The sequence below is a fragment of the Flavobacterium cyanobacteriorum genome, from assembly GCF_002251835.1.
Taxonomy (GTDB): domain Bacteria; phylum Bacteroidota; class Bacteroidia; order Flavobacteriales; family Flavobacteriaceae; genus Flavobacterium; species Flavobacterium cyanobacteriorum.
The window spans coordinates 1-12,151 of the sequence record NZ_NOXV01000209.1; the positions used below are offsets into that span (position 1 = coordinate 1).

At 42.8% G+C, this 12,151-nt stretch carries 9 protein-coding genes; 6 read left to right on the top strand and 3 right to left on the bottom strand.

All coding sequences use genetic code 11. The features are described 5' to 3' along the window. Nucleotides 1–288: 288 nt before the first annotated feature. The 6 genes from CHU92_RS04610 (at nucleotide 289) to CHU92_RS04635 (ending at nucleotide 7,616) form a co-directional block, all read left to right on the top strand. On the top strand, nucleotides 289–1,134 hold the full coding sequence (locus CHU92_RS04610; protein ID WP_262494636.1) for a transglutaminase domain-containing protein: 846 nt from the start codon (nucleotides 289–291) through the stop codon (nucleotides 1,132–1,134). A gap of 114 nt (nucleotides 1,135–1,248) precedes the next feature. Further along, nucleotides 1,249–3,102, top strand: coding sequence for a DNA topoisomerase IV subunit B (locus CHU92_RS04615; protein WP_094413078.1), 1,854 nt, complete (start codon nucleotides 1,249–1,251; stop codon nucleotides 3,100–3,102). 47 nt (nucleotides 3,103–3,149) lie between these two features. Beyond that, complete coding sequence (locus CHU92_RS04620) at nucleotides 3,150–3,563, top strand: nucleotidyltransferase substrate binding protein (protein WP_094413080.1); 414 nt, start codon at nucleotides 3,150–3,152, stop codon at nucleotides 3,561–3,563. Further along, a complete protein-coding gene (locus tag CHU92_RS04625) occupies nucleotides 3,563–3,871 on the top strand; it encodes a nucleotidyltransferase family protein (protein ID WP_094413082.1) in 309 nt (102 codons plus the stop codon). The genes CHU92_RS04620 and CHU92_RS04625 overlap by 1 nt, the downstream gene beginning before the upstream one ends. After that, nucleotides 3,872–6,517 carry a DNA gyrase/topoisomerase IV subunit A gene (locus tag CHU92_RS04630; RefSeq protein WP_094413084.1) on the top strand — a complete coding sequence of 882 codons (2,646 nt, stop codon included), beginning with the start codon at nucleotides 3,872–3,874 and terminating at the stop codon, nucleotides 6,515–6,517. A gap of 118 nt (nucleotides 6,518–6,635) precedes the next feature. Next, nucleotides 6,636–7,616, top strand: coding sequence for a DUF2931 family protein (locus CHU92_RS04635; RefSeq protein ID WP_165764586.1), 981 nt, complete (start codon nucleotides 6,636–6,638; stop codon nucleotides 7,614–7,616). Between the two features lie 260 nt (nucleotides 7,617–7,876). On the opposite strand, the gene CHU92_RS04640 is transcribed toward CHU92_RS04635, so the two are convergent. The 3 genes from CHU92_RS04640 to CHU92_RS04650 all read right to left on the bottom strand — a co-directional run bounded on the left by CHU92_RS04640 (nucleotide 7,877) and on the right by CHU92_RS04650 (nucleotide 12,041). Then, the gene (locus tag CHU92_RS04640) at nucleotides 7,877–9,661 is read right to left on the bottom strand and encodes a cytochrome-c peroxidase (RefSeq protein WP_094413088.1); all 1,785 of its coding nucleotides are present in this window, start codon (nucleotides 9,659–9,661) and stop codon (nucleotides 7,877–7,879) included. Between the two features lie 66 nt (nucleotides 9,662–9,727). Next, complete coding sequence (locus tag CHU92_RS04645) at nucleotides 9,728–11,218, bottom strand: PhoX family protein (RefSeq protein ID WP_243389553.1); 1,491 nt, start codon at nucleotides 11,216–11,218, stop codon at nucleotides 9,728–9,730. Between the two features lie 163 nt (nucleotides 11,219–11,381). Further along, nucleotides 11,382–12,041, bottom strand: a complete 660-nt coding sequence (locus CHU92_RS04650; RefSeq protein WP_129583010.1) for a hypothetical protein — start codon at nucleotides 12,039–12,041, stop codon at nucleotides 11,382–11,384. Nucleotides 12,042–12,151 lie beyond the last annotated feature (110 nt).

The following is a 12,151-nucleotide window of genomic DNA, read 5'->3' on the forward strand; positions in this document are numbered from 1 at the left end:
ATATCTCCCCGCCGCCATAAGCGCGGCGGCGGGGAGGATGCCGCTCCCATCAGGGCTAGGTGCCATCAATAGGCCTGCCCTTTGCCGTCAACAACCTAAGCTAGTAGACCAATATAATCCTATACATAATGGCATCCTTTTTGCCCATTAATCGGCATGAAAACTAAATTTTTTGCCATCAATACACTATTCACTCTACTCACAGGCCTGGCGCTTAATGCCCAGGATTATTAAAATGTAGACAAAATAGTACAATCCTACCCAAAATCTTTTAACTCTGTAGCCAGGCTGGCAGATAAAATCAATACCGACTTTACCCGTGACGATGAAAAAGCCCGTGCCATTTTTACCTGGATAGCCACCAATGTTAAGTATGACCTTGCAGCCTATACTATTGCGGAGCGGCCTGTTGCCTATTCATTCCGCACGCAGGAAGAGAAAATGGCTAAAGAGCGTAAATTTAAAGATGACCTTGCCATAAAAACCTTAAAAACCAGAAAAGGGGTATGCCAGGGCTACGCTACGTTATTTGAAAGCCTTGCGCAAAGCGTTGGGCTCGAAGCGGTTATTATACCCGGCACCTCTAAATCGCACCCTACACATATTGGCAAGGCACCCGGCGCCAGTGATCATGCATGGAACGCTGTAAAAATCAACGGGCAGTGGAAACTGCTGGATGTCACGTGGGGTGCGGGTACGGTTACAGGCGAGCCGCTTAAGTTCGATTTCAGGTTCAATGACGGCTACTTCTTTACCAGCCCTGATGATTTTGTACTTAATCATTATCCTGATAATGAAAAGTGGCTGCTGACAAATGCTGACAAGGATGATTTTGCCTCATTTCCTTTATACTACGGCAGTTATCTTATGGAAGGCTTCAGGTTTATGGCCCCGGGCAGGGGCCTGGTAGCTTATACAGTAGCCGGGACCGTACCGTTTAAAATCAAAAACCTAAAGCCCGGTGACCGGATAGCTTACCGTTTCACAAAAGACCCGGCTTTTAAGGAAGTGCAGCCTAAGCAGGACGGCGATGTTGCGGAGTTTGAAATACCACTTGGCAGCAATACCGGTGGATATTTGACTGTATACATCAACCAACGGTCGGTAGCCTCATACAGGATTGTAAAAAGCTGACAGACGGTTCTAAAATATCACGCGGATGTTAAGATACTTTTAATAAGTTTCTTTCATCCGGCTTTAATATTTTGTGCAGAAATAGTACATTAGCACAAAATCCATAAAAAACATATGCTGGAGCAGAATCAGTACACTGAAGATAACATCCGTTCACTCGACTGGAAAGAGCACATCCGCATGCGTCCCGGCATGTACATCGGGAAGCTGGGCGATGGTTCTTCGCCCGATGATGGTATCTACATCCTGCTGAAAGAGGTGATAGACAACTCTATCGATGAGTTTGTAATGGGAACGGGCAAAACCATTGAGGTTACCGTAAAAGACAAGACCGTAACCGTACGCGACTTTGGCCGGGGCATCCCGCTGGGTAAGGTGGTAGATGTCGTGTCGAAAATGAATACCGGCGGCAAGTATGACTCCAAAGCTTTTAAAAAATCAGTAGGCCTTAACGGTGTGGGTACTAAGGCAGTGAATGCGCTGTCAAACTTTTTTCGGGTTGAATCGGTAAGGGACGGGCAGCTTAAAGCAGCTGAATTCTCAGCCGGGGAGCTTACCCATGAAGAAGACCTGGTGGAAACGACCAAACGCAAAGGAACCAAAGTAACCTTTGTAGCTGATGAAACTATCTTTAAAAACTACAAGTACCGCAACGAGTACATTATAAAAATGCTGAAAAATTATTGTTACCTCAATACGGGGCTGACAATAATTTACAACGGCGAAAAATATTACAGTGAAGAAGGGCTTAAAGACCTCCTTGCTGAAACCATAAGCGAAGACGACCGCATATATGACATTATCCACCTGAAGGATGATGATATAGAAATTGCCATGACTCACAGCAAGACCCAGTACAGTGAGGAGTATTATTCGTTTGTGAATGGGCAGAACACTACACAGGGCGGTACGCATTTAGGAGCGTTCAGGGAGGCAATTGTACGCACCATCAAGGAATTTTACAACAAAAACTTTGAAGCGTCAGACATCCGTAAATCCATAGTAAGTGCCATAAGTGTCAAGGTGGAGGAGCCGGTCTTTGAATCGCAGACCAAGACCAAGTTGGGTTCTACCGAAATGGGGCCGGGGCTGGCCAGCGTACGTACCTTTGTGAATGACTTCATCAAGAACAAGCTCGATAACTTCCTGCACCGCAATCCTGACGTGGCCGACGCGTTGCTCAAAAAGATATTACAGGCCGAGCGGGAGCGTAAGGAACTATCAGGTATACGCAAGCTGGCGCGTGACAGGGCCAAAAAGGCCAGCCTGCATAACAAGAAGCTACGTGACTGCCGTGTGCACCTTACCGATGCCAAGAACCCACGCAGCCTGGAGAGTACACTGTTTATTACAGAGGGTGACTCGGCTTCAGGGTCTATAACCAAGTCAAGGGATGTTAATACGCAGGCGGTATTCAGCCTTCGGGGTAAGCCGCTCAACTCCTATGGCATGAGCAAGAAGATCGTGTATGAAAATGAAGAGTTTAACCTGCTGCAGGCCGCGCTGGACATTGAAGAGGAAATGGAAAACCTGCGCTACAACAACATTGTTATCGCAACCGATGCCGATGTTGACGGTATGCACATCCGCCTGCTGCTCATAACATTCTTCCTGCAGTTCTTCCCGGAGCTTATCAAGGAAGGCCACCTGTACATTTTGCAGACGCCGCTTTTCCGTGTGCGTAATAAAAAAGAAACCATATACTGCTACAGCGAGGAAGAGCGCAGGGCAGCCATTGAAAAACTGAAAGGCAAACCGGAGATAACACGCTTTAAAGGTTTGGGTGAAATATCGCCTGATGAGTTTAAGCACTTCATCGGCCAGGATATAAGGCTGGACCCGGTAATGCTGGACAATGCAACATCAATACAGACATTGCTTGAGTTTTATATGGGCAAGAATACGCCGGACAGGCAGGACTTTATCATTAATAACCTTAAAGTGGAGCTTGATGTGGTGGAGGAGTAGGCACATGATTTTCAATACATGGTTTCAATCTGTTAATAATTGCGTTTATGAACGAAGATAAAGATATACGCTGGAAGCAGCGATTCCAAAATTTTACAAACGCACTTAAGCAGCTAAAAAACGCTCATGCATTACGAAAAGAACGTGCGTTTACAGAACTGGAACTTCAAGGAGTAGTTCAAGCATTTGAAGTATCGCAGGAACTTTCGTGGAAAGTGATGAAAGATTTTTTAGAGCATCAGGGTAAAACTGAATTATATGGCAGCCGTGATACAATTAAAGCGGCTTTTAACAGCGGTTTGCTTTCGAGAGGAGATATTTGGCTTGACACAATAAAAAACCGAAATAAAACTTCACATATTTATGATGAGGAAGAGATTTTGGATATACTGGAAATTATTTTTACCGAGTATTTACCAATATTTACAGAATTTGAAGAAAAAATGAAAACCTATTTATAATGTTTGGCATTTATCCTGATAGCTACAGGCAAATAATTAAGATTCTTAGTAGTTGCGAATCTATTGAGGAAGTAATCATCTATGGCTCAAGAGCAAAAGGCAATTACAGGGAAGGGTCAGATATTGATATTACGTTGTTAGGAGACGTTTCAGAAAAAGATTTTAGTAAATTATATAATGATTTGGAAGACAGTTATATTCCTTATTTATTTGATATTTCCATATATGATAAGCTAAATTCCGAAAGCCTGAAAGATCATATTAAAAGGGTTGGAAAAACTTTTTATAAGAAAAGCGTTTATATATAAATGAACGAAGACGAAAATTTAAAACCCTTTGAAGGGGAACATTTTTACGAGAGGCAGGATGATCCTGAGTCTGGCGATACCATTACCAAGGTAACAGGTATGTACAAAGACTGGTTCCTGGATTATGCCAGCTATGTTATCCTGGAGCGTGCGGTGCCGGCAATTGAAGACGGTTTTAAGCCCGTGCAGCGAAGGATAATGCACTCACTTAAAGAACTTGACGACGGCCGCTACAACAAGGTGGCTAACGTTGTGGGACACACCATGCAGTACCACCCGCACGGCGATGCCTCTATTGGCGATGCTATTGTACAGATTGGCCAGAAAGACCTGCTTATCGATACGCAGGGTAACTGGGGTAACATCCTTACGGGCGATGGCGCTGCCGCCTCACGTTATATTGAAGCACGCTTAAGCAAGTTTGCGCTGGAGGTATTATACAGCCCAAAAATTACAACCTGGCAGCTGTCGTATGACGGGCGTAAGAACGAACCGGTAAACCTTCCGGTTAAGTTTCCGCTACTGCTGGCGCAGGGAGCAGAGGGTATTGCCGTAGGTTTATCTACCAAAGTATTGCCCCACAATTTTAATGAGCTGATTGATGCCTCCATTAAAGTTTTAAAGAACAAGCCGTTTACGCTGTACCCTGATTTCCCTACGGGAGGTGTGGCCGATATTTCAGGCTACAACGATGGTATGCGCGGCGGCCGTGTGCGGGTACGTGCCAAAATATCGCAGTTAGATAAAAGTACGCTGGTAATAACGCAGATACCTTTCAGCACGAATACTTCGACCTTAATAGATAGTATTTTAAAGGCAAATGAGAAGGGTAAAATCAAAATAAAAAAAATAGAAGATAACACCGCTGCCGAGGTGGAGATACTTATCCACCTCCCGCCGGGTGTGTCGCCTGATAAGACTATTGATGCGCTATATGCTTTCACGGCCTGCGAAACATCGGTAGCGCCACTTGGCTGTGTCATTGAAAATCATAAGCCGTATTTTGTTGGTGTTAGTGAGATGCTTCGTATCTCAACACACCGTACGGTTGACCTGCTAAAGCGTGAGCTCGAGATTCAGCTTGACGAACTGGAGGAACAATGGCATTTCCTTTCATTAGAGCGTATTTTTATTGAAAACAGAATATACCGCCTTATTGAAGAGGAGGAAACCTGGGAGGGGGTTATACGCGCTATTGATGAAGGTTTGAAACCGTTCACGAAGCACCTGAAGCGCCCTGTTACCGAAGACGATATCTTAAGGCTTACAGAAATCCGTATTAAGCGTATTTCTAAATTTGATATTGATAAAGCACAGGAAAAGATAGAAGCGCTTGAAGGCGAAATAGCTCAGGTAAAACATCACCTGGAGCATCTTATAGAGTTTGCCATCAGCTACTTCCAAAACCTTAAAGATAAGTATGGCAAAGGCCGTGAGCGCAAGACCGAGCTTCGCAGCTTTGATAATATTGAGGCTACTAAAGTTGTACTGCGCAATACCAAGCTATACGTAAACCGAGAGGAAGGCTTTATTGGTACCGGCCTTAAAAAAGATGAATATGTAGCCGATTGTAGTGACATTGATGATGTAATCGTGTTCCTGCGCGATGGCAGTATGATGGTAACAAAGGTTGATGTTAAAACCTTTGTAGGTAAAGACATTATACACGTTGCCGTTTTTGACAAAGGTGATAAACGTACGATATACAACATGATTTATCGTGATGGAAAATCCGGGCCTTCTTATGTAAAACGTTTTAATGTATCGGGTATCACCCGAGATAAGTTATACGACCTTACGCAGGGCAATAAAGGCTCACAGGTGCTGTACTTTTCAGGTAATCCAAATGGTGAGGCTGAGGTTGTTACTATTTTGCTGCGCCAGGTGGGTAGCGTTAAAAAACTGAAATTTGACCTTGATTTTGCCAATCTTGCGATTAAAGGCAGGCAGTCCAGGGGTAACACGGTAACTAAATATCCTATAAAGAAGATAGAGCTTAAAGAAAAAGGAATTTCTACGCTCAAGCCACGCAGGATATGGTTTGACGATACCGTGCAGCGCCTTAATGTTGACGGAAGGGGAGAGCTGTTGGGCGAGTTCAGGCCAAACGACAGGCTGCTTATCATCAACCAGAATGGCAAGCTTAAAACCATCATACCTGAACTTACCACACACTTTGATGAAGGAATGATAGTGCTGGAGAAATGGCATCCTAAAAAGCCTGTTTCTGCTATTTATTATGATGGTGAAAAAGAACGTTATTTTGTGAAACGCTTCCTTGTAGAGAATGAAAATAAAGAAGAAACATTTATAAGCGATCATCCGAATTCCCAACTGGAGATAGTTTCAACTGATTACCGCCCTGTTGCTGAAGTAATATTTTCTAAAGTAAAAGGGGTGCAAAAAGAGAACCTGACAGTTGACCTTGAAAATTTCATAGCCGTAAAAGGTATAAAAGCACAGGGTAACCAGCTCACCACCGATAAGGTAAAACAGATAAACCTCCTGGACCCGCTGCCTTACGAAGAGCCTGCAGAAGAGGTCCCTGAAGAAATGGAAGTGAAAGGCGAAGAAAATCTGTCCGGGGATGAAGAACAGAATATTACCCTTGATGAAGACGGGCAGATAACTTTAAGTTTGGAATAATTAATGACAAAGAAAACTATAAACTATGTTGTTGTAAACCCTTAATAATAGCATTTATTATAAATTACACATTAGCTTTTCCAAAATGAGAACCCTAGTTAAACACTTTTCTTGGGCAATGGTGATACTTTTATATATCTCCTGTCAGGATAAGCGAAATTCTATACCGGTCGATAAATTCATGTGGGAAGCCGGTATTTCAGCCCCAAAATATTACCCGGTTGGGGACTGTAGTGTGGACTTGCAATATTCAGGGAACGGCAGCCTAACTAATTTTGATAACGGCTGGGGGTCTGGCTATGGCACAGTAGTGTCGGGTGATAGGTATAAAAATTTGCCAAGCAGTGCAACTATTCGATATTACAGCGCAGTAGAAAATTTAAAATTTGAAGGTACAGTACTGCTGCCATACAATAAGATCTTCATATTGTTTAAAAAATATTGTCTTGATAAAGAAAATGATATAGGTCATATAATAGTAGGCATGGCTCCCGGTGGGTGGATTAGGGTATGGGCTCAGTTTATCAGCTCAGACGACATCATTTTAGTTGAAATTGCAAAAGCGCAACTAAAAGGCGAGGTCGCTAATCCCGGTAACGACTTTGAATACAAAGAGGGTGAATATTGGTACAAATTCAAAACGTATTGGGGGCACTTTGGGATTCCTTATGAAGTTTGGGCTGAAAATGAAAAGGAGTATGATATCTATTTTGATTTTAATAGTCCTAACCCTGAATTTGATGTTTTCGACGTCTTATACTCATCATTAGATGGGACGGTTTATTACAATTCTATAAATAACGAAGTAATGTCAAAAAGAAAACTGCCGGCGGATATGGTTATGGCATGGCGGAAAAAAAACGATACCTTGAGATATGACACCCATATTTTATTGCCAAGGGATTTATATAAAAAAATTAATGCTCAAAACCCAAAGAAGGTACGCTTTAGCTTAAAAGTGGAGGCTAATAATTATGGAAGTCTTTATATTGAAGTGGACAATAATGGTAAGGAGAGAATTTTACGTTTTAAAAATAGCCCTGCCACGGCTAGATACACTGGTGATAGCGGGATTTCCAAAGAAGTAACATATTATTAAAGATGCTATACATTGCTATTCTCAAAAGTTGCACCATTGGCGTAGTAGAAACAAGCAGTATAGAATATTTACTATATTAAAAGGGAATTGATATTGTGGGTATTGTGAGAGGCAATAGCTTATAGAATAAGAAGATGAAACTGTCTCAAAAATGCCATTCTGAATGTAATGTAATAAAATGAAAAATCTCAATTTATTCAATAAGATTCTTCTTTCGTCAAAATGACAAGATCCTGTTTAGCACTTTGAGACAGTCCCTTTTATTTTTCATATTGCTTATCTGTCAGTGTTTTCATAAATGCCACTAATGCTTTCATTTCTTTATCAGTAAGGCTTAGCTTATCAAATGGCAGTGTCTGGTTTTCTGCCGGGAGGCCCATACCAAGCCCGCCCCCTTTGTTGTAAAAATCCACCACTTCTTCCAGGGTATCAAATACGCCATTGTGCATGTAAGGTGCCGTAATTGCAACATTGCGCAGCCCCGGTGTTTTAAATGCGCCTTTCAGCTGTGGCATCTTGTTAAAAATATACCTGCCGTTATCATCGCTAAGCTGCCTGCCGGCTTTATCCTTAGGTGTGCCTATAACTTCGTGCTCTGTCTTTACAAAATTAGGCGGCACAGTCCCGTTAAATATGGGGGTAAAATGACATGTGGCGCATTTTGCCTTACCCATAAAAAGATTCATCCCTTCAATTTCTTCAGCAGTAAGGCTATTGCTGTTGCCACGCATATAGTCATCAAATCTTGAATCAAAGCTGTTAAGGGAGCGCACATAGCTGGCAAGCGCATTTTGTACCTGCCATGCTTCCGGTTTATCAGTTTTGAATGCTTTTTTAAAACCTTCTTTATACCTGCTGTCGGCTATAATTTTATTTAGGATAACATCCATAGAGCCATGCATTTCTTCCCGGTTCTGTATTACATCTACCGTCTGCTTTTCAAGGTCAGGCTGCCGTAGGTCCCAAAACTGCCCGTGCTGTAATGATGCGTAGGTAAGGGCAGGAGTATTGCGCCTGAGGTTTATCCCGGTAAGGGAAATATTGGTTTTAAGCCCGTCGGTAAATGCTTTATCAGGTTTATGGCAGGTAGCACAGCTACGGTTATTATCCTTAGAAAGGGCATTGTCATAGAACAGCATCTTACCTAATTCAGCCTTTTCAGGCGTAAATTTATATTCCTGCGAAGGTATAAAAGCATCAACATCAAAAGCATTTTCTGCGAAAAGGTAAGCCGCATCTGCCTTTAATGCCCTGTTTCGGACAACATTCCTTATACCTGCCGCTTTTTGAAATTCATATAGCTTTTTCGATATTGGGTTGAGGTGCGTGGTTATAAATTCGGCCCTGTTGAACCTGTTGAAGTCCCGGTTTCTGTCGCAATAGGCAACAGCATTGTTAATCAGGCCTCGCAGTTCATCTTCCCGTTCAGGCAGCCCGGCATCAAGCTGTTCGATAATAACAGGGATATATGCGAGGCTAGCGCTTGTTTCCGGTATGGAAAGGAAAGCGACAGGCGAATCGAAACCTGTAATACTAAGAGTGATGATGCGATACACCTGTAGCCTTGTAGCATCCATAACATAATCAGGGCTTATAGTAATAGCATCAAAATGCTTTCGTATCTGTCGGGAATAATTTAGCAATACCTTTAGCTCACGTACCAGTTCTTCTTGATTACTGTTGTCAAATTCCGGGAAAAGCAGTTCTTCAATAACCTGGAAACCGTGGGGCGGAAATTCCCTGTTTTCTTCCAGTTCAAGCTCATCAAGGGCGGGGCCGTTCATAAAACGCGCGCTTGCCGGGATAAAATATTCTACAGCCCACTCCAGTTTTTTGTATTGCAGTTTACTCTTTTTATACTGGGCCTGCAGTTGCCGTGTTCCGGCATTTTTTTCTGCAGCAGCAATAAATGTATTTATATCTTTTTCAAGCAGGTCAGTTTCAGTAAGGATGTCCTGCTTTATTGTCCTTTTATATTCTTTTTCGCTGCATGAAAAGAATAGGGTTGGTATAATGAATAATATTAAGTATTGTAATGGTTTCATTGTGTAGTTAAAACGAAAACAACCCTTTCCAAAAAAAGGGTTGTTTACAGGTTATTATAAGAACAATTATCTTTCCACATTCCTTATAACTACAGTCTGGCCACCTTCTTTGTTAGTGGTTGTGCCGCTGCCGTCAGCATTTTGGAATTCAGGTTTTTGCCAGGTGTGCGGGTGAAGGTTTATTATAAACGTACCCGGCACTCCTATCAGGTCAGATATATCCTCCATAGCACCATATTCCCAGCTGCCATAACGCGTTTCGCCAGTGGTGTTGTAAGTACTGTTCCATGAAGGTACGTCCCTGTCGTGTTTCATGGTCAGCCAGGGCTTCAGAGCCCTTGAGTTGATGTTATATTGCCATATGTAAGAATCGTGTTGGGCAGCAGTGTAGTAGCTGTCGCCATCTTCCTGGATGTAAACAAAATTTTCAGTAACAGTGATGTTATCAGGATTGATAAGCCCGGTACCCGGAGTGCTGTCTCCTTCTGCCACTACTTCAAGCGTACCCGCAAGCGGGTTGTTCTCGCTCATCCTAAGCCTGTAAACACGGCCCCACATAGTGTAACCTGCAACTGGCTGGTTTGATGATGCCTGGCCTGTAGCCGTAAAGTATATTTCACGGTTGTTAGCGGCAGTACCTTTCCTGTAATCCACATCCTCAACCCTTGAAAAACGAATTGCGCCAAGGCTGTTAACTAGTGTATTGATCTCTGCCCCGCTGATGTTCTTTGCGTTTGGTATCTCTACAAATGAAACGTCATAAGTGCTGCCGGGCTGCATTTCCATTTCAACCTGGTTGTTGTTAGTCCTCTTAAGGGCATATAGTTTTCCGTTCGTAAGGTCGCCCAGAGAGTTGCTCATGTACATTAAAAGCTGTCCTGCACTAATATGAGACGTAGTGTATAACTGGTCTTCACCTATAAGGATAACAGTTTTGCCCGGGAAAGCCTGTTTGGGCAGCGGTACGGCATTTTCCATACTTGCTTTTCCAAGCGCCGGCAACGTCCTGTCGTTCCTGCTCCTTTCAGAGGCCAGTCCTAACGGGTCTATACCGTGCACCATACTTTCCTGCCCGCTTTCACCGGCAGTAAGGAACATAGGGCCAAAACCATGAACTTCAGGAGTGGCAAGTGTAGCTGAGCAAAGGCGTGTCATACCCCCAACTGCATCAACAATATACTCGCCTTTTACAGGCTTAAAGGTTTTATCAAGATATACCCTCGATACTGACTGGATGATCTCATGGTTGGTAATCATGATGTATCCATCACTGTCCGGGTCCTGCATCAGGCCGCCACCATCAGGCTGCGGGCCATACTTGAACCCCGGAGACTGGGCAAGCTGGTCAGGCGAACTGATAAGCGAGCTTATCTGCAGGTTGTCAAATCCCGGCATTGGCTTAACCAGCGGCGGAACAGAGGAATGTGAGCTGAAATCAATCTGCTCATTAATGCTTTGTGTGTTGTTGCTGTTGCTGTCATCATCTTTACAGGCCACCATTGTGAGGCCTAAAGCAGCAAAGATTACCAGTGATTTTTTTGTAAGCTGTGTCATCATAATAGTTAATTGTTTGATGTCAAAAATACACAGCCACAGTTAAGGGTATTTTATGGAAACATATTTAAAAAAAGAACATTTTGTAAATATAAAGTTAGGCAGATGGCCTGGTTTTTAAGCTAAAGTTAAACCCTGCTGTATCATGCTAAACAAGGAACACGCACTATTCTCTTATCACCAGGAACTTTCCATAAAATCCTGTTGCGAGGTTCCATTCATTATTTTTTAGTTTTTTTTCAGCGTTGTCATAGATGGTAAAACCTCCGGTGTTTGGCCCAAGGGTTCCCTGGTTAAGGGCTTCAATACGGATGTCATTAAATCCTTCTGACAGGTTTATGATAATGGCCTGGGTATAATTAGACAATGTGATGTTGTAGGTCACCACAACATCATTAACGGTAACTTTTACCCTGTCACCGTCTTCAGCGCCAAAATCATAGGCTGATAATATTATATAAGGCGATTTTGTCCTGATAATACCATAATCAATATTTCCTTTATATGCATCGCTGGATTCGCCTTTTGGCTTTATCGCTACACGGCTGGCATATTCGCTGCCGCCTGTTGTGAAATTGTTTTTTTCTTCCAGCACAGTCCGGGGTTTCTCTTCAGTGCCTACCCATAAAGTACTTTTAATTTCTTTTTTAAATGGATCGGTATTGAAAGGGCTCACATATCCTGAAGGCGCTGGCGAAGGATCAGGAGCGGTCACCGGCTTATCGCTCCGGGGTATGACCAGCCCCCCGGAAGAGCGGTCAGGCTGTGCCAGTGCCATAGCAGCGAACGTAATCATAAAGAGTATGGTTAGTATGCTTCTTTTCATGATAAGCAAATATAACTAATAGTTTAAAATGTGTATAACGTATTAATGCCTATTTATATTACAAGTAGAAGTGGTTTAAACTTATTTGTTAAATAAAAAAGGGTTGACGA